Consider the following 21329-nt stretch of genomic DNA (forward strand, 5'->3'; position numbering starts at 1 on the left):
GGGAGAGTAGGAAGCTGCCAAGCCGATGAAAAAAAGCCTCTACCGTGTATACGGTAAAGGCTCTTTTTGTTTTTATGTTTGTTTTTGTATTTATATATACAAATATTGCCCTTGGTATTATTATGAATTTTGTGTGATTGTGATCTGCCCCGCCCTTCCACCCCGCAGCCGGCAAAGCCGCTGCCTCTTTCCCGGCTAGAATCCAGCCGTATCTTTAGTCCCTAAACTCTCAAGCTTCTGACTGCTTGAGAGGCCTTCCACCCCACGCCGAGAGCGGGCCTTTTTCGAACCGGAGCGCCTTTGCCCTTTCCCCTTTTCTTCCAGATGGTGTTCGTTCAATCAGAAAGGGGAAAGGACAACGAAGCGCAGGTCGAAAAAGGCCCGCGGCCCCTAAGTAACAGTTTTGTAACCGTTCATTATAGTGGAGTCGGTATAATGGAGAAATGGGTTAAATAGCTTTTCTAGCTAATTAATCTGGGGAAAAGTCAAAGTCTGCACAACAATCGCCGGTTTTTCTAGGGGACTCCAGGTTTAAACAAGGAAGTTAGAACCGGGAGAGAAGAACTATATGGGGGTTCAAAGCATTGCGCAGAACGATGTAAGGGGGAATTGAATATGAAGCGGAAGGTGTCCTTATTTGCCTTTTGCCTATTCTGCAGTTCACTTCTTCTTCTAACGGGATGCACTTCGGAAGAGCCTTCGTCCTGGGCGGTTTACGATGGTGCGACGGTGGAAGAAAGTTTTCCCGTGCCTCAAGAAGCAAGTAAAACTGAGGTAACAGCCAATAACACGAAAATAAGTTACGTGCGCTATTCAGTGCCGGGGCTGGACAGCCTTGATAGAATTCCACAAGCTTATCTCGATGCCATCCAAGCATGGGGCTGGACGGAACAAACGGATCAAGAGAACTTGGACGATCCGAATCCGCTCCTTATTTTCTCCAAAGGTGAAACTACGGTTCACTTATCGCTCGAAGGCAGTTATTTGACAGTGCTGGTTCCGAAAGAGAATTGAAGATCGCAGAAACGTAGGAAAAAGAGAAAAGATGGAAAGTCGTATAAAAAGACCGGTGCATCCGACGCAAAGTCGGGCCCGGTCTTTCTTTGGCTGCAGGGAAAGTACAAGTAATGCATACAGCGTTATTATGGAGTTGCAATTATTGAATGTAGTAAGAAACATCTTGTGGATTAAGCTTGATCATGACATCTTTTCGCTGCCCGCGCATGCTGAGCAGTACAGATAGGCGCGGAGCCATAAACCAGAAATGCCAGAACAGCAAAGCCAGCGTAAAAGGAAGCGGAACCCAAGCAATTATAATGCCGATAAAGACGAATCCAATCCACAGCGTTTGCTGAAGCACTTGCTGCAGGATGGAATAACCGGTATGTTGATCGGGCAGGAATCCAAACCACATACCGGAAAAGCGTAGACGCCACTTTTTGCGATAGATGGGGCCGCGAATCAGCAGGACGGAATGCGACACGACGAAATGAATCCACAGTACAAGTAACAAAGCGGCTAACATGTAAACAAGGGCATGCCAGGAAAACCAAAGGGTTCCGACAAGTAAGGCAGGGATAGGAAAGAATAAATAAAGTAGCAGTAAAAGACGTGGAATATGAAACTTGCGAATAAGCTGGTATTGATAAATGGTGGCATTTCCATTTTCGCGCTGTTGTTCCAGCATGTCGGACCTTCCTTCCTTTTCCTGATCAAGCATTCCCGAGCCGGGAAATCGAACTGACTTTATCATAACGCATAGCGGCGGCAATCGGAAGATTGAAAATCGTTTCCTCTCCGGTATTGACTTATAAAATTGGATGCCGTGTAGGCGTTAAATCAGGTACAATAAACAAGGAAAAATGCAGATTGCGGGAGGCTGGGCATGAACGGATGGGATCCTAATGACGCACCGCTTTATGCGGAGCTGCTTCGTTACGCTGCACGTAAAGAAGCTTCTTTTCACGTACCCGGTCATAAAGATGGGAACTTTTATCGAGATATAAGAAAAAACATACCGAGCGGATTTAAGGAAGTACTGGGAATCGATGTTACGGAGATTGAAGGAACAGACGATTTGCACGATCCTGAGGGTGTAATTAAGGAAGCGCAGGAGAAAGCTGCTGCCTTTTTCGGAGCGGAAGAAACCTTTTTTCTCATTGGAGGAAGCACGGCCGGGAATTTGGCATTGATCTTGACCGTATGCCGGGAGCCGGGGGATCTGCTGATCGTTCAGCGGAATGTACACAAATCCGTATTGAACGGTCTGATGCTTGCCGGGGCTCGAGCGGTGTTTGTCGCACCTGATCCTGATCCGGAAAGCGGCTTGGCCGTGCTGCCGGGCGATCCAACACTGGAAGAAGCGCTGCAGCGGTATCCGGAAGCGCGCGGTGTGCTGCTAACCCGGCCCAATTATTACGGGATGGGCCGCAGCATCCGGAAAACTGCCGACATCTGTCATCGGCATGGGGTTCCGCTGCTTGTCGACGAAGCCCATGGTGCCCATTATGGACTTCATACGGCTTTCCCGATCTCGGCTTTAGCGGAAGGCGCAGACGGTGTCGTACAGTCGACACATAAGATGCTGGCGGCAATGACGATGGGAGCCATGCTGCATGTACAGGGCGGACGTCTTGACCGGAGCCTGCTGCGCAGGCGGCTGGCCATGGTCCAGAGCTCAAGCCCGTCCTATCCGATTATGGCTTCGCTGGATCTGGCGCGAAGCATAGCGCAGAGCCGGGGCGAAGATGCCTGGACCGGAGCGCTGGAAGCCGCGGCTTATATCCGCCGCGAGCTGGAGCGGCTGCCCCGGTTCGGATACGTCCGGCCGAAGCTGCCGGACGGCTGCAGTGACAGCGCGGCGGCTTTCGAATGCTGCGCAGCTGAGCCTGCGGCCGCTGAGGAGGGCCGCGGTGAGCCGTTCGGCGGCGGCGCTGTCAGCGCCTACGCTGAACAGGATCCGCTCAAGATCGCCGTCTACGACAGACGGCGAGTCTTGAGCGGCTACGCAATGCAGCAGCGGCTGGCGGCCGCAGGCTGCATTGCGGAGATGAGCGATGAGCGCCGCACGGTGCTGGCGCTCGGGCCCGGTTCCGGCATGAATGATGCCGAACGGCTGATCTCCGCGCTGCGAGAGCTGCAGTGTGAACTAGACATCAACACCAAAGCCGAAAGTGTTGAATTCGGCTCTGGACAACATGAAGCCCTCGAATCGCGCGATGCAGTATTCCGGACAGCTCCGCTTATTTCCGACCCGGTACCTTTTGATCTGCGACCACCGCGCTCGTCAGAGCCCCTGCAGGTTGAAGAAGCCGCCGGAAGGATTGCGGCAGAAATGATCGTGCCTTATCCGCCGGGCATTCCACTGATTTACGCAGGCGAACGGATTACAAAATCCGCCGCAGACCATCTAATCCGGCTTCGGAAAGCAGGAGCCCGGTTTCAAGGGGCGGCCGATGGGGAGCTTACGACGATACAGGTGCGTAGGAAAGAGGAGAACGACGGCAGTATACACAATATTCCTGCCGATTTGGCATAAAATTATAGAGGACGGTAACTAAACATGAAGCATTCGGGTAAATTTATAGTGTTGGAAGGTCCGGACGGCAGCGGCAAAACGACACAGATCGGCCGGATTGAAGCTTATCTGCGCGAACAAGGAGCCGATTTCATTTCCACACGGGAGCCGGGCGGCGTCCTTGTGGCGGAGAAAATCCGCAGTGTCATCCTGGACGTGGACCATGCAATGAGCGGATTGACCGAATGTCTGCTGTATGCGGCGGCCCGTCGGGAACATCTGCTGCAAAAGGTCATTCCAGCATTGGAACAGGGAAAGATCGTGATTTGTGACCGCTATGTTATGTCTTCACTCAGCTATCAGGGGTATGGACGTGAACTGGGGGAAGCAGTACTTGATATTAACAAGCGGGCGATCAATGTGGACGGGACGGAATATTGGCCGGATTTGAACATCTATTTGGACGTTACGCCGGAAGTAGGGCTGCAGCGTATTCACGCTAAAGATGCCGGACGGGAGATTAATCGTCTTGATTTGGAGAAGGAAGACTTTCATCGGAAAGTTCGCGAAGGGTATTTGCGTCTAAGCCGCGAATATCAAGAAAGTTTTGCAACAATCGATGCTTCGCAAAACGAAGCAGAGGTATTTGCCGATATAAAAAGAGTGCTTGAACGTCTTCTTTTCGAAGGTCCGCAGCAGGAATTTTCCTGAATCGTGTCGAATAGGTAACATACGGCTCTTTTTGCCTTCAAGGCAGAGGAACCAATCGAAAGGGAGGGACCACGGATGAAACTGATTATCGCGATCGTACAGGATAAAGACAGCAACCGCCTGTCAGGCGAGCTGGTTAAATCGAATTTCCGGGCAACGAAACTGGCAAGTACAGGCGGTTTCTTGCGGGCGGGGAATACGACTTTTCTGATCGGGGTAGATGACAGCCAGGTCGAGAACGTCATGAGCGTTATTCGCAACAGCTGTAAGGTTCGCGAACAGCTGGTTACGCCGGTTACGCCGATGAGCGGAACGACAGATTCTTACCTGCCGCTTCCGGTGGAAGTACAAGTCGGCGGCGCGACGGTATTCGTGCTTCCAGTCGACCGTTTCGAACATTTCTAAACTAAGCGCTTTGTAAGGAGCGACGGAAGTTGGAAGATACGTGCTGTCCCGCCGGATGTCGGACAACAAGCCCAATAAGACGTGTACGCTATTTACGGACATGTCCGGATACGGAAGCAACCGTTTGAACGACCATTTTACCGGCGGACAGCCGGCCTGAAGGGGTTCTGGTCTCCTTATGGAGGCCGCTCGTCTTCATGGATACAAAAGGCAGGGATAAGCGATGAAGATTAACCCGGGGTTTCGCCCCTTGAATAATATACCGATTACGCCGGATACCGGTACGCGTCCGATTGAACAGCGGAGCTTCGCCGATGCGATTCGTCATCAGGAAGCACAGTCGACCCAGGACGAGCTCGGCCGTCGCATGCAGGAGATCAACCGACAGGGCGACCGTCTGGCACGTTCGATGACGATCCGCGAGCTGAAGTCTTACCGTACTATGGTCAAGCGCTTCCTTGAAGATACCGTTCGCCGCGGCGTCGGCATGAAAGAAACCAAAGGTTGGGATCGTCTCGGCCGAACGAAGCGTTATAAGCTGATTGACGAGATTGACAGCAGTTTACTGTCGATGGCGGACGAATTGTTGGCCAGCGAAGAAGGTCGTCTGGAACTGCTTCAACGCATCGGCGAGGTACGCGGACTACTGATAAATTTGTTGTTCTAACCCTGCATCCAGTCTTATTACAATTGGGCAAAAAAGAAAGCCGGGGGCCGCTATAGGCTCCCGGCTTCCGTTCAGTAAGCGGGTAATGAAGAACCCGGTAGCTTGTCTCAATCAGATGAACGGTTTTGTTTGGCGGAATCGCACTTAAACCGTGTACGTTTCCGCCAAACAAAATCCTACTATTTAAGTGAAACAAGCTGCTAGTCCCGTTAAATTCATTAAAGGAGTCTCACCCTTATGTCCTTACAAACGATCAGAGGCCAAGAGATTGCCAAACGGATGCTGGGCAGCGGTTTGCGCAGCGGACGAATCTCGCATGCCTATCTGTTCAGCGGTCCCGGCGGAAGCGCACGGCGCAGGGCTGCCGATGCGTTCGCCAAGGCGCTGCTTTGCGAACAGGCTCCGGAACTGGGCGATGCCTGCGGCAAATGTCTAAGCTGCCGCAAAGTCGAGCATGGGAATCATCCCGATCTGCAGGCGATCGGACCGGACGGTGCCTCGATCAAGATCGAGCAGATTCGCGAGCTGCAGAAGATGTTCTCTTACCGCTCAGGTTCGAGCGGCCGCAAAATATACATTATTGACGAAGCTGACAAGATGACTGTACAGGCATCGAACAGTCTGCTCAAATTTCTTGAAGAACCTCCGGCTCCGGCCGTGGCTATTCTGCTTGCGGAGAACGGTCAAGCACTGCTGCCGACCATCCGCTCGCGCACGCAGCTGGTTCCGTTCACTTCAATGGGAGCGGAAGATATCCTGGGCGAGCTTGCGGCTGAGGGTTTGGCAACCCCTGCTGCGCGCTGTGCGGCTTACTTAACGCCGGGGCCGGAAGAATGCAAAGCGCTTGCGGCAGAGAATTGGTTTGCAGAAACAAGAAATGTAGTGATACAATTAGGGAAGGAGTCGAGCAGCAGAAGTGGCGCCAGCCTCGTTACCGCCCAACAGCAAGTATTCAAGGCGGGACTTGGCGAACACCTGGACAGTCTGTTCGATCTTTTCCATTTGTGGTTCAGAGATATGATTTATGTTCAATCCGAACGGCGCGAGCATATCGTTTTCATAGATCAATTGGAGTTTATCTCCCAAGTGGCAGGTTCCCGAAGTGCGGAAGATTGGATATCCTGTATGTCCATTGCCGCCGAGAGCAAAAAGAAGCTCAAATCCAACATGAACAACCAGCTCTGTCTTGAGCAATTTTTGGTAGGCCTGGAGCAACCGGGACGGTAACATGAGGTCCAGCGAGCATCCGGGGCCGAATGTTTTGAATGCGCGCAAGGGAGGTTTAGCTTTGTATAGTGTAGTCGGAGTCCGTTTCAAGAAAGCGGGCAAAGTGTATTACTTCGATCCTTTAGAATTTCCCGTTGAGCAGGAACAATGCGTAATCGTGGAAACAGCTCGAGGGGTCGAATACGGCAAAGTCGTTGTTGGGAAGAAGCAGGTGCAGGAGAGTGACGTCGTGCTTCCGCTGAAGCGGGTTATCCGCATCGCCGGAGATACGGACGCGCGCGTAGTGGAAGAGAACAAGGATGCCGCACGCAAAGCTTTTGCAACCTGTCTAAATAAAATTAAGGACCACGGTCTGAAAATGAAGCTGGTCGACGTGGAATATACGTTTGACCGCAACAAAATCATTTTTTATTTTACGGCCGAGGGACGCGTCGATTTTCGTGAACTCGTCAAAGATTTGGCCAGCATTTTCCGGACACGGATTGAGCTGAGACAGATTGGGGTACGCGACGAAGCGAAGATGTTGGGAGGAATCGGACCATGCGGACGAGTACTGTGCTGTTCGTCATGGCTGGGTGATTTCGAACCGGTATCCATCAAGATGGCCAAAGATCAGAATCTTTCGCTTAATCCGACCAAGATTTCGGGACTCTGCGGAAGGCTGATGTGCTGCCTGAAGTTTGAACACGACAACTACGAAAGCAGCAAGGAAGAGCTTCCCGCGGTTGGCAAGATGGTCGTCACTTCGCTCGGAGAAGGCAAAGTCGTCGGCATCAATGCCGGTAAGCGGATGGTACATGTACAGTTGTTTGAGATCGGTAAGGTTAAAGAACTGCCTATGGACGACATTGTCGTCAAGTAAGTCAATCGGAATCGCTCTGGGGTGGAGTTTACTTGGAGAAGAAAAATGTTTTCGCACAAATAGACGAGATGGAAACGCAAGTTGAAAGCTTCAAAAATGAACTCAGCACGATGAAGCAGGCGGTTAAAGAGCTAATGGAAGAAAATCAGCGGCTGCTTACCGAAAATGAACGTCTGCGGATCATTTTGAAAAGGGAAGCCCAGGGAGAAGCAAGTTCCGGTGCACATCCTCAGCCTTACAATGTCCTCAGCGAACCGAAAAAGAAAAACGAAGAAGCGAGCGACACAGTTGGCGAAGGTTATGACAATTTGGCCCGTCTGTATCATGAAGGATTTCATATCTGCAACGTATACTATGGGCATCTGCGTACGGAAGGCGATTGCTTGTTCTGCCTGTCTTTTTTGAATAAATAATCCGGAATTATCGCGTTGATTATGTTCGAATCAAGGTTACCGTCGAACCAAGCCCTTGTTATTGGGGGGAGGGATCACCGGATTACAGTCAAGATTCGGTTATATCAACGTATCAGTCTGAAAGCCGCGGCGTTTTTTGCCAGCGGCTTTTTTTTGAAAGAGGAGCCTAGTCATGGAAAAACAATATGATACTCCCCTGCATAAGGGAGAACGTATCGACGATTTGCTGACACAAAATTTGCATATTATCCAAAGCCCCGAAGTATTCAGTTTCTCGATGGATGCCGTTCTGCTGGGCCGTTTCGCTTCGGTTCCCGCCCGAGGACGGGTGCTAGACCTTTGCACAGGCAACGGAGTCATTCCGCTGCTGCTGTCGACCCGGACCAAGGCGAAGATCGAAGGCGTAGAGATCCAGGAGCGGCTGGCCGATATGGCAGAACGCAGCATAACGATGAATGGGCTGCAGGAGCAAATTACGATCCATCATATGGATCTTAAGCATTTCCACGAAATAGCAGGACATGGTATGTACGATGCGGTAACCGTCAATCCTCCCTATACTCCGCTTACTGGCAGCGATATCAAAGCCAACCCTCATGAAGCGATTGCACGGCACGAGATCCACTGTACGCTGGAAGATGTGGTGCAGGCCTGTTCGAGATTGGTCAAGCAGGGCGGAAAAGTCTCGATGGTACACCGGCCGCATCGGCTGGCGGACATTTTAACATTAATGCGGCAGTACCGGATCGAACCGAAACGGATTCGCTTTGTTCATCCACGTGCCGGAATGGAAGCCAATATGGTACTGGTAGAAGGACTGCGCGACGGTAAGCCGGAAATGCGCGTTCTGCCTCCGCTGATCGTATATAACGAGCAGGGAGAATACTGCAGCGAGATTATGACCATTTATTACGGGCAACCGGGCGAGGAGCACTAATATGCAGATTCAAAAAAGCTTTGAAAAGAAGGAAGCTGAGGTCGGGACGCTGTATTTGGTAGCAACACCGATCGGTAACCTGGAAGACATGACGTATCGAGCTGTACGTATGCTGCGCGAATGCGAATTGATTGCCGCGGAAGATACCCGACAGACACGCAAGCTGCTGACTCACTTTGAGATTGTACCCCAAAAGCTGTTCAGCTACCACGAGCATAATAAGGCTGCCAGCGGCCCCGAATTGATACGTTATATAATAGAAGGAAAAAATCTAGCGCTTGTCAGCGACGCCGGTCTGCCGGCTGTTTCCGACCCCGGATCCGATCTTGTCAAGCTTGCTATAGAGGCCGGAATTCCGGTTGTGCCTGTACCAGGAGCCAATGCCGCCTTGTCCGCGCTGATCGTCTCAGGGCTGTCTACAGAGCGCTTTACTTTTGCTGGCTTCTTGTCTCGAGAAAACAAAGATCGCCGAATTGCCCTGGAATCGCTGGGGCGTCTGGAAGGCACACTGCTGTTCTACGAGTCGCCGCACCGAGTCATCAAAACGCTGGAAGCCATGCTCGAATCATGGGGGCCGAGAAAGGCAGTATTGGCGCGTGAGCTAACCAAACGGCATGAGGAAATTGCCCGCGGGACGCTGGCCGAGCTGTTGGCATTCTTGAACGAACATCCGCCGATTGGCGAATACTGTATCGCAGTTGAAGGAGAAAGCGCCGAGCAGGCACAAGAACGCAAAGATGCTTGGTGGCAGGAACTGGATCTGGAGAAACATGTGGTTTACTACGAAGAACAGAAGATGCTTTCTCGGAAAGAGGCTATGAAAAAAGTAGCGGCAGATCGCGGACTGTCCAAGCGGGACGTTTACAACGCCCTTTTGGATTAAAACAAAAAAAGGCCCCTATGTACCGAAGTCGGACACACAGGGGTGCAAGGAGATATAAAAAAGGTTAGAATTAACATCGTTAGGCTGCTTGTTGATCCCAGACTGGATCGTTTTTTCTATAATTTCCATTATACCTGATACAGCCTATTTTGCAAAAACAAATTGATTTATTTTGCAACCGGAGCAGGAATTTCGGAAACACAATCATAGCAAACAATTTTGCCTTTGAAATAGGTAACGTTATCCGCATTGCCACAGAAAATGCAGGCCGGCTCGTATTTTTTCAGCATAATGCGCTCACCATCGACGTAGATTTCCAGTGCATCCTTCTCGCCGATTCCCAATGTACGGCGCAGCTCGATCGGAATAACGACCCGTCCCAGCTCATCTACTTTTCTTACAATGCCAGTCGATTTCATCATGATAGTATGCCTCCTGAAAATGATCATTATTTAAAAGGTTAGTGGATGTTTGTACAAACGACAGGACGTCCTATCATTTAGGAAGGAACGACTTGGCTTGGCCATGCATCCATTGTCATTATTCGACATTGTTCTAGCTTTTATGATCCTCATAATAACAATGTTTCCCAGAACAGTCAACCCAGGAAGTCTAAAGATTGCATTAAATTTTGATAAAAAATGAAAAATGTCCGAAATATGTATGGAGAAAACGGTCAAATACCGTTGAAAACAAAGAATTTAATGAAAAAAAAGACTGAAAAGGATAAATGACTGCTTCGACAAAAAAAGACAAAGCTCTAATATAGTTCTATTTCCGTTTAAAGGAGTGAAATCGATGCCGAATTACATCAAGCCGCTGCGTGAAGAAAAAGTGTTTAAAGACCCGGTGCATAATTATATTCATGTACAGGATCGTACCATTTGGTCGCTGATCAATACGGTGGAGTTCCAGCGTCTGCGCCGAATCCGGCAGTTGGGCACGACTTATCTGACTTTCCACGGGGCAGAGCACAGCCGCTTCTCACACTCGCTAGGGGTATACGAAATTACCCGGCGTATCATCTCCCAATTCGAACGCAACAATTACCCGGATTGGCCGGTCGAAGAAAATCTGGTCGCCATGTGTGCTGCTCTTTTACATGACTTGGGGCACGGACCTTTTTCACACTCCATTGAAGAAGCTTTCCATATGGATCACGAAGAGTGGACCTGTAAGATCATCTTAGGTGATACCGATGTTAATCGAGTATTGAGCGAGGTGTCAGCAGACCTGCCTGAGCGGGTGGCTTCTGTCATCCGAAAGGACTATGAAAAAAAGATTGTCGTCAATCTTATTACCAGCCCGCTCGATGCGGACCGAATGGACTATTTACTTCGGGATGCCTATTTTACCGGAGTAGATTACGGGAAAATCGATATCGATCGTATTTTGCGAATGCTGCGTCCCTATAATGGAAGAATTGTAGTGAAGGAGTCGGGGATGCACGCAGTCGAAGACTATTTGATGTCCCGCTACCAAATGTACTGGCAGGTTTATTTCCATCCGGTTACCCGCAGTTCGGAAATCATTTTAAGACAGATTTTCCGCCGGGCAGGCGAGCTTCACCGTGAAGGTTATACCTTCGCTTTTCTGCCTCAGCCGCTGCCGGGATTGTTTGAAAATAATCTGACCGTCAAAGAATATCTGAAACTTGACGAATCACTGATCCAAACAACGTTTATGCAGTGGAGTGACGAGAAAGATCCGATTCTGAGTGAACTCTGCTGCAGATTCCTGCATCGCAGACTGTATAAGTATGTAGAAGTTGATTCTATCGATATAGAGACGATTGATGAGATTCGCAGCAGCTTCGCCAAAGTGGGATTAGATCCGGAATACGATTTTGAAATCGACTTTCCAACCGATTTGCCTTACGACGTTTTCCGACCGGACGACCTAAACAGAGGAAGCCGTATTCTCCTGCTGGGAAAACAGGATAAACTGAGAGAAATTTCCGAAGTTTCTGATATCATAAGGTCGATCAGTGGGCTGCATCGAGGGAAATATCATTTATACTATCCTCATCATAAATTAGCTGCTGTCGCTGCGCAGCTTCCGCCTGAAATTGCTGAAATTTTCCCGATTTCGGCGGATTAAGGACATTTTCAGCGTATTTTAGTCCATTTTGAGAAGCTGTTTTTTGAATAATACAACTTTGGAAAACAGTCAGAAAAATGATGAAACCAAGCACACAGCCCTGTGCATAGTTTGATTTTATAAATAGGAGATGGTCAGCATGTTATTCGATACTCATACACATATGGATGCGCCCGAATTCGAAGAAGATCGGGATGCGGCGATTGCTCGTGCGGTTGAAGCGGGAGTCGGACGAATGGTCAATATCGGCTTCAACCGGGAAACCATTCCTACAACGTTGGCATTAGCCGAAAAGTATCCGTTTGTCTACGCGGCAATCGGCTGGCATCCGGTGGATGCAATCGATATGCAGGATGGCGATCTAGAATGGATTGAATCACTGTGCAGTCATGAGAAAGTGGTGGCGATCGGCGAAATCGGACTTGATTATCATTGGGATAAATCGCCCAAAGAAATTCAACATCGTGTACTGAGGGAGCAGATTGCGTTGGCGAAACGGGTCAAGCTGCCTATCGTAATCCATAATCGCGAAGCGCATGAAGATACGATCCGCATCCTCAAGGAAGAGAATGCATCGGAAGTGGGCGGTATTATGCATGCATTTTCGGGCAGCTGGGAAACGGCTAAAATTTGCCTCGATATGGGCTTCCATCTTTCCTTCGGTGGGCCGGTTACTTTCAAAAATGCCAAACAGCCCAAAGAAGTGCTCGAGAAGACACCGATGGATCGGCTGTTGATCGAAACAGACTCCCCTTATTTAACGCCGCATCCTTACCGAGGGAAGAGAAATGAGACCGCTTATGTACGACTCGTGGCTGAGGCCGCTGCCCAACTAAAAGGCGTTTCTTTGGAAGAAATTACCGAATGCACGACGAAAAACGCAAATAAACTTTTTGGTATCAGTTAAAAACGGGAGTAAAACCGCCGAAAAAGAGAGTATTTACGAGATATTAACCCCTTTGTTACAAAAAAGAATAGAAGATTACAAAGTTTTAACCTTTTAGGCTGGAAAACGTGAAAACTGTCGACTTTACAAAGTCCTCTTAAAAAAGCTATTATCTTGTCAGTGATTAATCCGGCCGTATGTTCGGTTAATCCGATCAATCATGTACCGTCTCGCTGAATCTCCGCCCACCATAACGGAGAACGGGGGAACCCGAAGCGGCATGCCCAACGAAATTCGGACCGAGTCCGAAAGAGCTGCCGTGGTCGATTCCTTTCAATTGGGTCTACGGGGTGAATTGAAGGTCTTCTCGCCATGAGCGTAAGAACCGACATAGGACGACTCTCTTCGTCCGAACCCGACAGCTAACCTCGTAAGCGTAAAATAAGAGAGAGGCAGCCACGCGCCTTATGTTTTCCTCAAATCGTCAACATGTCGATTTTTTCTAGAGGGAAGCCGCGGAAAAGTCCTCTTAAGTTTGCTTAAGTTGATCTTTTCCAGGCTTCTTTTGTTTTAGGCACATATGCCGAGGGAACAGCATACATAAGAGTGATTCACGGGCTGGGCTTTAGAACGGGATGAACGTAAAACGACGCAGCCGCAGTGGAATATGTGGAAACATAATCTTTGCACTGCTCGTTTTACGGAAAAATAGCAAGTAGTCGCGTCAATTTTTCTATGTACGTACTTGACGGCGGGGCTATGGAGGAGGACGGAAGAGTGGGAATTTTCACCAAAGAAGACACCCATGGTTCACGATCATCCAGCATGACTTACGCTTTGCGTTGGAAGCGCCAGAATGGGCTTCAAATTTTGGGTGTCGCATTGTTTGTCGTCGCACTTGTGACGATGGTGCTGCTCGGGCTGTATGCGCAGGCTGAAAAGCAAATCGTGCTGGTTGTCGACGGAAAAGAACAAGCGCTGAGTACGCACAAGGGAAGCCTCCAGGAATTCCTGGATGAGCACTCGATCAGCGTTAAGCCTCAAGACGATTTGTCGGTGTCTCTTGGAGCTTCGATTCAGGACGGCGACCGCATTGCCATTACAACGGCTCTGCCGGTAACGCTGACAATCGATGAGAAGAGCGAAAAGCGGTTCACAACTGCAAGGACGGTTGGAGCTGCGCTTGAAGGATGGAATGTTAAATTAGGTCAATTCGACAAAATCTCTAAGCCTGTCAGCTCGGAACTTCAGAGCGGCGCGGAAGTTGCAATCACGAAGGCCGTTCCGGTTACTCTGTCGATCGATGGCAACAGCAAAAAGGCATATACCGCCGAGAAGACGGTTGCCGCTGCGCTTGAAGGATGGGATATTGAATTTGGCGATCACGATAAAATTTCGACACCGTTGAACTCGGCAATTGAACCGGACAGCAAGATTATTATCAAGACAGCTATTCCGGTTAAGCTGAAAGTCGGCGAAGAAACGAAGGAAGCTTATACGACTGCAAGAACGGTAGAGGATGTTCTGGCCGATCAAGGAATCACACTCGGAGAACATGATAAAGTGTATCCGGGAGGATCGAATCCGCTGACAGAAAACATGAGTGTGGCGGTACACCGGATCAACAAGTTCACTGTCGATCAGGAAGTTAAGATTCCATACCAGACGATTAAAAAAGAAGACTCGTCCCTGCTTAAAGGCAAGACCAAAACGATTCAGTCCGGCGTCGAAGGCGTCGTGGTACAAACAATCGAGAAGGTCTACCGAAATGGCGAGTACGTTACGAAATATATGGTCGACAAGAAAGTCAAAACCGAAAAACGTGATGAAATCATTGCGGTCGGTACGAAAGAGCCAGTAGTCGAGAAGACCTTTGCACCAGCTGCGGCTGCCAAAAAGTCTGCACCGGCTACAAAAGCGACTTCGTCGAGTTCATCCAGCAGCAAAGGATTCGAATACAAGACCGTATTGACCGGCGTGTCTGCCACGGCTTATTCTTCGGAACAGCCAGGGATCGGAACGCGTACAGCAACGGGTACAACGGTAACCGAAGGTCGTACAATTGCTGTCGATCCGAACGTGATTCCGCTCGGATGGTGGGTCTATATTGAAGGATACGGCTACCGCAAAGCGGAAGACACAGGCGGCGCCATCAAAGGCAAGAAGATCGATATGTATTACAATAAGCTCAGCACGGCACTCAATTTCGGCCGTAAATCCGGTTTGACTATTTATGTGATCGGACCGAATAAGCCATAAATTTATTCTTGCAAAAGGGCTGGACAGACCTTAAAGGGATGTCCGGCCCTTTCTTTCGTCGAAGCGGACGTTTACGCTGGCGGCCGCAGGGTGGTATACTCAACAATATAGGAACACAATCAAAGAAGAGGAGGTTCTCCTCTTCTTTTTGTTATGAGAGGCGAGGGAGAAGAATCATGATCAAAGAAGTAATTGTTGTGGAGGGGCGAGACGATACGGTAGCGGTCAAACGCGCAGTTGAAGCGGATACGATCGAAACCGGCGGTTCAGCGATCGGGCCAGCTGTCATAAGTCGTATTAAACTGGCGATGGAACGCAGAGGCGTCATTATTCTGACCGATCCTGATTTTGCAGGTGAACGCATCCGCAAAATCGTGGCGCAGAAAGTGCCCGGCTGCAAGCATGCCTTCATCCCCGAAGCCGATGCAACCCGCAAGGGAGACATCGGTGTTGAAAATGCATCGCCGGAATCAATCAGGCGCGCGCTGGAGCGGGTGCATACGGAAATGCCGGGCAAAGAAAGCATGATCGACTGGCAGGACCTGATCGAAGCGGGACTTATCGTACATCCCAATGCAGCCTCCCGTCGGATGGCCATGGGTAATCTGCTCGGCATCGGTTATTGTAACGGCAAGCAGTTCCATAACCGGATGCGCATGTTTCAGATCTCTCAACAGGAATTCGCCGACGCATTGGCCCAAATTGAAAACGAAGGATCGTGAGTCTCATGAACGAAAGAGAAGATATTGCTTCACCCAAACGAACTAAAGCGATTATTGATAAACATAAATTTTCATTCAAAAAAAGTCTCGGTCAGAATTTTCTGATCGATCAAAATATACTTGGTAAAATTGTGGATGCTGCCGATCTTGACTCTACAAAAGGGGCACTCGAGATCGGGCCCGGTATCGGTGCGCTGACGGAAAAATTGGCACTGAATGCCGGAGAAGTTGCCGCTGTAGAGATTGACCGCCGCCTTATTCCGATTCTGCGCGATGTGCTGGGTCCCTATGGCAATGTGACGATACGCCAAGCCGACGTACTTCAGGTTGATCTAAAAGCGCTGTTTGAAGAAGTTTTCGTATCGAGTGAAAAAGTCAGCGTTGTCGCCAACCTGCCGTATTACGTAACAACTCCGATTCTGATGAAGCTGCTGGAAGAAAAGCTGCCTCTGGAAAATATCGTGGTCATGATTCAAAAAGAGGTGGCGCAGCGCATGTCCGCTTCTCCGGGCGGTAAAGAGTACGGCAGCCTCAGTATTGCCGTGCAGTATTACAGCGAGCCGGAACTGGTCTGCATCGTGCCTCGTACTGTCTTTATCCCTCAACCAAACGTCGAGTCTGCCGTGATCCGGTTGAAGGTACGGGAGAAGCCTCCGGTAGACGTGGAGGACGAGGAACATTTCTTTACGCTCGTTCAAGCGTCTTTCGCTCAACGTCGTAAAACAATCGCCAATAATTTGCGTGCCCGCTATTTCTCGCAAGAAGGGCGCGAAAGGATGGAAGCTCTGCTGAAAGAAGCCGGAATCGAGCCTTCACGCCGTGCCGAGACGCTTTCGATCGAAGAATATGCACGACTTAGCGGCATTTTCCTTAGAGAAGGCCTTCGTTAAAACGCAGCCTTTTCCCAAAAAAATCCCCCGTTGACAAGGCTGAAATGGTATTGATATAATGATTAATTCAACTTGACAAGAACCTCTCAAAATGTTACAATTGAGTGTATGAGAGAGGTGGTTGAGAAGAATGGCAAATCAAACGCTATCGGATATCAAACGCAGTCTCGACGCTCATGTAGGACATCGTATCATGCTCCGTGCCAATGGAGGCCGGCGCAAGACGGTTGAGCAAACCGGAGTCCTCGAAGGAACTTACCCGGCGGTATTTACCGTCATGTTGGAAGAAGAGGCCGAACATGCTTCAGGCCGTGTATCGTATAGTTATGCTGATGTTTTGACCGAGACGGTTGAGCTTTCGCTTGTAGAAGACGATTCGGCAACCCCGATCGCCTATGCCAGCGTCTGATCAGCACGTTTTCTAAGAAGGCGGTTTTCGCTTACGCGAAGGCCGCCTTTGTTCGTTCTTCTGGAGACTGTTCAACAGCATGGAAATAGACTTCGTATCGGATTTTGCATATAATAGCAGAAGTCATTTAGAGAGGGCAGCCGGAATTCCGGCCAGAATGCAGGGGCGGTGGAAAGCTTGTACATTTACGAAAAAGCGCCAGCGAAGATCAATTTGATGCTGGACGTTTTACATAAACGCAATGATGGATTTCACGAAGTGGAAATGATCATGACGATGGTCGATCTGGCAGATCGACTGACACTTAGCAATTCCGGTACCGGCCGGATTTCATTATCAAGTCAATCGGGATATATTCCGCTGGATGATAAAAACTTGGCAGTAAAAGCGGCTCGTTTGCTTAAGCAGCGCTTTGGTGTCAACCGCGGTGTGCATATGCATCTGGAAAAGCGTATTCCGGTAGCAGCTGGCCTGGCAGGCGGAAGCAGTGATGCCGCTGCCGCTCTGCGCGGCTTGAACCGGCTGTGGGAGCTTGGGCTGTCTATGACGGAGCTGGAGGAGCTGGGAGCGGAGCTCGGTTCTGACGTTCCGTTCTGTGTACGCGGAGGAACCGCGCTGGCCACAGGCCGGGGCGAGAAGCTGGAAACGATCCCGAATCCGCCGCGCTGCTGGGTAGTCCTGGCGAAGCCGCCAATTAACGTGTCGACAGCGGACGTATACGGCGGTCTGAAGGCGGCAGAGATCGCGGTACATCCTTCAGCTTCGGGCATGAGAGAAGCGCTGGAGCAGGGGTCGTTCAACCGCGTCTGCGCCGGTCTCGGGAATGTCCTGGAGGATGTGACCTTGAATCTGTATCCGGATGTGCGGAGGCTCAAAGAAATCATGGAGCAACTGGGCTCGGACGGTGTATTAATGTCCGGGAGCGGCCCGACAGTATTCGGACTTGTGGCGAAGGAAGAGAAAGCCAAAAGAATCTGTAACGGGCTTAGAGGCTTCTGCGAAGAAGTATATGCGGTAAGAACGCTGGGATAGAGGCGGCATAGGCAAAATCAGCGCTCCACCGAAAATCGTATTCGATGTTTGATAAAATAGATCAGAAGCGTTTAAGAATTTTAGGGAAAGAAAACCAGCCGGTGGAATAACTCCGGCTTATTTTTCTTGATTTTGTTCGCTTTTGGGATATTTTATCAAACATTCACATATACAAATACGTACAAAAGTGATATATTTTTTATAAAATATTCGGATTTAGCGAGGAAACCCTAGTGAAAAAATTAAAACGTAGTGCACGTTTAGTAGAGTTAACCCAGTTTCTGCTGGCTAGACCGCATTCTCTTATTCCGCTGACGACGTTTGCGGAACGATACGGAGCGGCGAAATCTTCGATCAGTGAGGATCTGGCTATTATCAAGGAAGTGTTCGAAGAAGAAGGTATGGGCGAGCTGCAGACTCTGGCAGGAGCCGCAGGCGGAGTGAAATATATTCCGCGCGTATCCAACGAGAGAGCGCTTGGGATCATCAATGACCTTTGTGTCAAGCTGGAGGAACCGGGACGCATTCTGCCGGGCGGTTACTTGTACATGTCCGACCTGCTCGGAAAGCCGCATCTCGTTAATGAGATCGGAGATATTTTCGCGACCATTTTCGGCGGGCAAAATATCGATGTCGTGATGACGGTCGAAACGAAAGGGATTCCGATTGCCTACGCGACAGGAGCCAAGCTGAATCTGCCGGTCGTGCTTGTACGTCGGGATCATCAAGTTACGGAAGGGTCTGCGGTGAGTATCAATTACGTTTCCGGTTCGAACAAAAGTCTTCATACCATGACCTTGTCGCGGCGGGCGATGAAGGAAAAGTCTCGCGTGCTGATCGTAGATGACTTCATGAAAGCGGGCGGAACGGTGCGCGGCATGATCGATCTGCTTGCCGAATTCGATGCCGAAGTTGCTGGCGTTGGCGTACTGCTGGATTCGGGTACGGTAGACTCTGAAGAGCGGCTGTTCGAAGACTATGTGTCGCTCGTTACACTGGAAACGGTGGACCCGAAAAGCCGCGCTATCGGCGTCAAGCCCGGCAATTATTTCGAAAAATAAAAATGAAGTATACGCTTTACTCTTCGAGAAGACGCTTTCCTACCGGGAAGGCGTCTTCTATTACGTTATGGCGATCTGCTGCCGAATATATATATGAGGAAAATTCTGTTCAAAAGGAAACCAAGTGAGGAGGTCTCTTATAAAATTGATGCTTGAACTGAAACCTTTTCGGAAATAGTCCGTATTGAAAACGAGTTTCAGTGGAAAATGGCGCTATCTGTCGTTTCCGTTAATAAAAGCAAAAAAAATCCGAAATTCTGATATTTGCGTCAGTAAAAAGAAGGATTTCGAACACCGGTGTGGAATAATACACCAAGTCTTCTAATGATAAAGGTGGTGAACTTAAATGCAAATTACGGCTGTGAGACTCCGCCGCGTCAATTCCGAAGGTAGAATGAAGGCGATCGCTTCGATAACCATCGACGACGAATTTGTCGTTCACGACATTCGGGTGATTGATGGAAATAACGGAATGTTTGTCGCTATGCCAAGTAAGCGTACCCCGGACGGTGAGTTTCGGGATATCGCCCATCCGATTTCTTCGGGAACACGTGAGAAAATCCAGGCTGCCGTTCTTGAGGAATACGAACGTGCAGGTGTGGAAGGCACGGAAGTTGAAGAAGTGATCGAGGAAGGCGCGTAAGTCACACATAATTAGGTGGAACAGGGAGCCGGAGGATTCGGCTCCCTTTTCTTTTTGCCTGGAATGCGATATATTCAGTATAGTAAATACTTATCGCGAACTTTCGAGATAAGGATAAATTCGCATTTGTGAAGGTCGCGGATATGCTTCGCGGTCGGATGAATGACATAGACGCAGCAGCAGACGCAGAAATAGCGGCCGAAGGGCCCAACCCATAATAACCGTCGCCTCCGCAGGCAACGGTTATTTCCGGGTAAATAAAGAGGAGGCAGAGCATTGAAAAGGATGGCGATTGTTCTTGCCGCCGGCAAGGGCAAACGGATGAAGTCGAAGCTGTATAAGGTCCTGCACCCGGTGTGCGGCAAGCCGATGGTAGGTCATGTCGTGGATACGGTACGTCGTACAAACAGCGAGCGTACAGTAGTTATTGTGGGTCATGGAGCCGAAGAAGTGCAGGCTTATCTGGGCGAGCAGGCGGAATATGCGCTGCAGGAGCAGCAGCTTGGTACAGGACATGCGGTTAAACAAGCGGAAGAACTGCTGGGCAAAGAAGAAGGAACGACCATCTTGATCTGCGGCGATACACCGCTTGTACGTGCCGAGACAATCGAAGCAATGATCGCGCTGCATGAAAGCGAAGGCGCAGCGGCGACGATACTGACGGCGATTCCCGAAGATCCGACAGGTCTTGGTCGCATCATCCGCGGCGAAGACGGGGGCGTACTGCGTATCGTGGAGCAGAAGGACTGCACGCCGGAGGAAGATGCCGTTAAGGAAATCAATACGGGCACATACTGCTTCGATAATCGCAAACTGTTCGATGCGCTGTCCAAAGTAACCAATGAAAATGCTCAAGGCGAGTATTATATTACTGATGTCATCGGCATTCTGCGCGGCGGAGGCGAGAAGATCGCCGCTTATGTGACAGAGGACCTTACCGAATCGATCGGCGTTAATGATCGCGTTGTATTATCCCAAGCCGAAGCGGCGATGCGCGCGCGTATCGTTCGCGAGCATATGCTTGGCGGTGTTACGGTCATCGATCCGGCTTCGACGTATATCGGCGCAGATGTGAAGATCGGTGCGGACACAGTGCTTTACCCGGGTAGCGTGATCACGGGTCGTACGATCATTGGAGAAGATTGCAAAATCGGACCGAACAGCGAGATCGAGAACGCCGAAATCGGCAGCGGATCGACTGTGTCACACTCCGTAATCCGCGAATCAAAAGTCGGCGAACAAGTGGTAATCGGACCGTTTGCACATCTTCGTCCGGGAACAAGCTTGGCTGAAGGCGTAAAAATCGGCAATTTCGTCGAAGTGAAAAATGCCGAGATCGGACAAGATTCCAAAGTGTCCCATTTGAGTTATGTCGGCGACGCCAAAGTCGGTGATCGCGTTAATATCGGCTGCGGTGCTATTACAGTCAATTACGACGGCTTCAACAAATCGCTGACCGAGATCGAAGACGATGCGTTCGTCGGCAGCAACGTAAATCTGATTGCTCCGGTTCATGTCGGTAAGGGTGCTTATGTCGTGGCAGGATCTACCATCACGAAGCAGGTGCCAGATGGCGACTTGGCGATTGCAAGAGCACGTCAAGAGAACAAGGCGGGCTACGCCGACAAGATCAAGGCTCGTGCCAAGGCGAAAAAAGAAGCGGGCAAAAGCAAGTGAAAAAGCGAACCGGAGGCCGGACGCAGGG

22 protein-coding genes and 1 riboswitch are annotated in these 21329 nt (G+C 49.9%); of the genes, 20 read left to right on the plus strand and 2 right to left on the minus strand.

Annotated elements, in window-relative coordinates; all coding sequences use genetic code 11:
• The first annotated feature begins 615 nt into the window (after nucleotides 1-615).
• Nucleotides 616-1014: a hypothetical protein gene (locus tag F456_RS22960; protein ID WP_018978455.1), complete on the plus strand. Its 399-nt coding sequence runs from the start codon at nucleotides 616-618 to the stop codon at nucleotides 1012-1014.
• Nucleotides 1015-1156: 142 nt separating this feature from the next.
• Here F456_RS22960 and F456_RS0118045 read toward each other — a convergent pair whose 3' ends face one another.
• Nucleotides 1157-1687, minus strand: a complete 531-nt coding sequence (locus F456_RS0118045) for a hypothetical protein (RefSeq protein ID WP_018978456.1) — start codon at nucleotides 1685-1687, stop codon at nucleotides 1157-1159.
• A gap of 198 nt (nucleotides 1688-1885) precedes the next feature.
• On the opposite strand from F456_RS0118045, the gene F456_RS0118050 reads away from it, so the two are divergent.
• From F456_RS0118050 to rsmI, 9 genes are all read left to right on the plus strand, one after another.
• Nucleotides 1886-3538 (plus strand): aminotransferase class I/II-fold pyridoxal phosphate-dependent enzyme, encoded by a 1653-nt coding sequence (locus F456_RS0118050; protein ID WP_018978457.1) that lies wholly within the window; start codon nucleotides 1886-1888, stop codon nucleotides 3536-3538.
• A gap of 24 nt (nucleotides 3539-3562) precedes the next feature.
• Nucleotides 3563-4228 carry a dTMP kinase gene (gene tmk / locus F456_RS0118055; protein ID WP_018978458.1) on the plus strand — a complete coding sequence of 222 codons (666 nt, stop codon included), beginning with the start codon at nucleotides 3563-3565 and terminating at the stop codon, nucleotides 4226-4228.
• A gap of 75 nt (nucleotides 4229-4303) precedes the next feature.
• On the plus strand, nucleotides 4304-4633 hold the full coding sequence (locus tag F456_RS0118060; RefSeq protein ID WP_018978459.1) for a cyclic-di-AMP receptor: 330 nt from the start codon (nucleotides 4304-4306) through the stop codon (nucleotides 4631-4633).
• A gap of 223 nt (nucleotides 4634-4856) precedes the next feature.
• On the plus strand, nucleotides 4857-5300 hold the full coding sequence (locus F456_RS0118070; RefSeq protein ID WP_026293968.1) for a YaaR family protein: 444 nt from the start codon (nucleotides 4857-4859) through the stop codon (nucleotides 5298-5300).
• 237 nt (nucleotides 5301-5537) lie between these two features.
• Complete coding sequence (holB, locus tag F456_RS0118075) at nucleotides 5538-6527, plus strand: DNA polymerase III subunit delta' (protein ID WP_018978462.1); 990 nt, start codon at nucleotides 5538-5540, stop codon at nucleotides 6525-6527.
• Nucleotides 6528-6588: 61 nt separating this feature from the next.
• Nucleotides 6589-7389, plus strand: a complete 801-nt coding sequence (locus F456_RS0118080; protein ID WP_018978463.1) for a PSP1 domain-containing protein — start codon at nucleotides 6589-6591, stop codon at nucleotides 7387-7389.
• A 32-nt stretch (nucleotides 7390-7421) separates the two neighbouring features.
• Nucleotides 7422-7802 carry an initiation-control protein YabA gene (locus F456_RS0118085; RefSeq protein WP_018978464.1) on the plus strand — a complete coding sequence of 127 codons (381 nt, stop codon included), beginning with the start codon at nucleotides 7422-7424 and terminating at the stop codon, nucleotides 7800-7802.
• A 172-nt stretch (nucleotides 7803-7974) separates the two neighbouring features.
• Nucleotides 7975-8739 (plus strand): tRNA1(Val) (adenine(37)-N6)-methyltransferase, encoded by a 765-nt coding sequence (locus F456_RS0118090; RefSeq protein ID WP_018978465.1) that lies wholly within the window; start codon nucleotides 7975-7977, stop codon nucleotides 8737-8739.
• A gap of 1 nt (nucleotide 8740) precedes the next feature.
• Nucleotides 8741-9622, plus strand: a complete 882-nt coding sequence (gene rsmI, locus F456_RS0118095; protein WP_018978466.1) for a 16S rRNA (cytidine(1402)-2'-O)-methyltransferase — start codon at nucleotides 8741-8743, stop codon at nucleotides 9620-9622.
• A 167-nt stretch (nucleotides 9623-9789) separates the two neighbouring features.
• On the opposite strand, the gene F456_RS0118100 is transcribed toward rsmI, so the two are convergent.
• Nucleotides 9790-10044, minus strand: a complete 255-nt coding sequence (locus F456_RS0118100) for an AbrB/MazE/SpoVT family DNA-binding domain-containing protein (RefSeq protein ID WP_018978467.1) — start codon at nucleotides 10042-10044, stop codon at nucleotides 9790-9792.
• Nucleotides 10045-10420: 376 nt separating this feature from the next.
• On the opposite strand from F456_RS0118100, the gene F456_RS0118105 reads away from it, so the two are divergent.
• The 10 genes from F456_RS0118105 (at nucleotide 10421) to glmU (ending at nucleotide 21301) form a co-directional block, all read left to right on the plus strand.
• Entirely contained in the window at nucleotides 10421-11722 is a 1302-nt protein-coding gene (locus F456_RS0118105; protein ID WP_018978468.1) for an HD domain-containing protein, read from the plus strand.
• A 139-nt stretch (nucleotides 11723-11861) separates the two neighbouring features.
• Nucleotides 11862-12629: a TatD family hydrolase gene (locus tag F456_RS0118110; RefSeq protein ID WP_018978469.1), complete on the plus strand. Its 768-nt coding sequence runs from the start codon at nucleotides 11862-11864 to the stop codon at nucleotides 12627-12629.
• A 200-nt stretch (nucleotides 12630-12829) separates the two neighbouring features.
• Nucleotides 12830-13060: riboswitch (cyclic di-AMP (ydaO/yuaA leader) on the plus strand.
• A 325-nt stretch (nucleotides 13061-13385) separates the two neighbouring features.
• Nucleotides 13386-14867, plus strand: a complete 1482-nt coding sequence (locus F456_RS23755; RefSeq protein WP_018978470.1) for a ubiquitin-like domain-containing protein — start codon at nucleotides 13386-13388, stop codon at nucleotides 14865-14867.
• Nucleotides 14868-15043: 176 nt separating this feature from the next.
• Nucleotides 15044-15589: a ribonuclease M5 gene (rnmV, locus tag F456_RS0118120; RefSeq protein WP_018978471.1), complete on the plus strand. Its 546-nt coding sequence runs from the start codon at nucleotides 15044-15046 to the stop codon at nucleotides 15587-15589.
• A gap of 5 nt (nucleotides 15590-15594) precedes the next feature.
• Nucleotides 15595-16479 (plus strand): 16S rRNA (adenine(1518)-N(6)/adenine(1519)-N(6))-dimethyltransferase RsmA, encoded by an 885-nt coding sequence (gene rsmA, locus F456_RS0118125; RefSeq protein ID WP_018978472.1) that lies wholly within the window; start codon nucleotides 15595-15597, stop codon nucleotides 16477-16479.
• A gap of 130 nt (nucleotides 16480-16609) precedes the next feature.
• Nucleotides 16610-16888, plus strand: a complete 279-nt coding sequence (locus F456_RS0118130) for a Veg family protein (protein ID WP_018978473.1) — start codon at nucleotides 16610-16612, stop codon at nucleotides 16886-16888.
• Between the two features lie 177 nt (nucleotides 16889-17065).
• Nucleotides 17066-17920 carry a 4-(cytidine 5'-diphospho)-2-C-methyl-D-erythritol kinase gene (gene ispE / locus F456_RS0118135; protein ID WP_018978474.1) on the plus strand — a complete coding sequence of 285 codons (855 nt, stop codon included), beginning with the start codon at nucleotides 17066-17068 and terminating at the stop codon, nucleotides 17918-17920.
• A gap of 233 nt (nucleotides 17921-18153) precedes the next feature.
• Entirely contained in the window at nucleotides 18154-18981 is an 828-nt protein-coding gene (purR, locus tag F456_RS0118140) for a pur operon repressor (protein ID WP_018978475.1), read from the plus strand.
• A 346-nt stretch (nucleotides 18982-19327) separates the two neighbouring features.
• Nucleotides 19328-19624, plus strand: a complete 297-nt coding sequence (spoVG, locus tag F456_RS0118145; RefSeq protein ID WP_018978476.1) for a septation regulator SpoVG — start codon at nucleotides 19328-19330, stop codon at nucleotides 19622-19624.
• A gap of 285 nt (nucleotides 19625-19909) precedes the next feature.
• Nucleotides 19910-21301, plus strand: a complete 1392-nt coding sequence (gene glmU, locus F456_RS0118155) for a bifunctional UDP-N-acetylglucosamine diphosphorylase/glucosamine-1-phosphate N-acetyltransferase GlmU (protein ID WP_157060132.1) — start codon at nucleotides 19910-19912, stop codon at nucleotides 21299-21301.
• Nucleotides 21302-21329: the final 28 nt, after the last annotated feature.

It is taken from the genome of Saccharibacillus kuerlensis DSM 22868, assembly GCF_000378145.1.
Lineage (GTDB): Bacteria > Bacillota > Bacilli > Paenibacillales > Paenibacillaceae > Saccharibacillus > Saccharibacillus kuerlensis.

Excerpts from the sequence above, each read along its gene's own strand:
- F456_RS0118105 (WP_018978468.1), top strand. The coding sequence starts at position 10,421 with ATGCCGAATTACATCAAGCCGCTGCGTGAAGAAAAAGTGTTTAAAGAC.
- rnmV (WP_018978471.1), top strand. The coding sequence starts at position 15,044 with ATGATCAAAGAAGTAATTGTTGTGGAGGGGCGAGACGATACGGTAGCG.
- F456_RS0118070 (WP_026293968.1), top strand. The coding sequence starts at position 4,857 with ATGAAGATTAACCCGGGGTTTCGCCCCTTGAATAATATACCGATTACG.
- rsmA (WP_018978472.1), top strand. The coding sequence starts at position 15,595 with ATGAACGAAAGAGAAGATATTGCTTCACCCAAACGAACTAAAGCGATT.
- glmU (WP_157060132.1), top strand. The coding sequence starts at position 19,910 with ATGGCGATTGTTCTTGCCGCCGGCAAGGGCAAACGGATGAAGTCGAAG.
- tmk (WP_018978458.1), top strand. The coding sequence starts at position 3,563 with ATGAAGCATTCGGGTAAATTTATAGTGTTGGAAGGTCCGGACGGCAGC.
- rsmI (WP_018978466.1), top strand. The coding sequence starts at position 8,741 with ATGCAGATTCAAAAAAGCTTTGAAAAGAAGGAAGCTGAGGTCGGGACG.
- F456_RS0118045 (WP_018978456.1), bottom strand. The coding sequence starts at position 1,687 with ATGCTGGAACAACAGCGCGAAAATGGAAATGCCACCATTTATCAATAC.
- spoVG (WP_018978476.1), top strand. The coding sequence starts at position 19,328 with ATGCAAATTACGGCTGTGAGACTCCGCCGCGTCAATTCCGAAGGTAGA.
- F456_RS0118110 (WP_018978469.1), top strand. The coding sequence starts at position 11,862 with ATGTTATTCGATACTCATACACATATGGATGCGCCCGAATTCGAAGAA.
- F456_RS0118060 (WP_018978459.1), top strand. The coding sequence starts at position 4,304 with ATGAAACTGATTATCGCGATCGTACAGGATAAAGACAGCAACCGCCTG.
- F456_RS0118050 (WP_018978457.1), top strand. The coding sequence starts at position 1,886 with ATGAACGGATGGGATCCTAATGACGCACCGCTTTATGCGGAGCTGCTT.
- F456_RS22960 (WP_018978455.1), top strand. The coding sequence starts at position 616 with ATGAAGCGGAAGGTGTCCTTATTTGCCTTTTGCCTATTCTGCAGTTCA.
- holB (WP_018978462.1), top strand. The coding sequence starts at position 5,538 with ATGTCCTTACAAACGATCAGAGGCCAAGAGATTGCCAAACGGATGCTG.
- F456_RS0118100 (WP_018978467.1), bottom strand. The coding sequence starts at position 10,044 with ATGATGAAATCGACTGGCATTGTAAGAAAAGTAGATGAGCTGGGACGG.
- F456_RS0118090 (WP_018978465.1), top strand. The coding sequence starts at position 7,975 with ATGGAAAAACAATATGATACTCCCCTGCATAAGGGAGAACGTATCGAC.
- F456_RS0118130 (WP_018978473.1), top strand. The coding sequence starts at position 16,610 with ATGGCAAATCAAACGCTATCGGATATCAAACGCAGTCTCGACGCTCAT.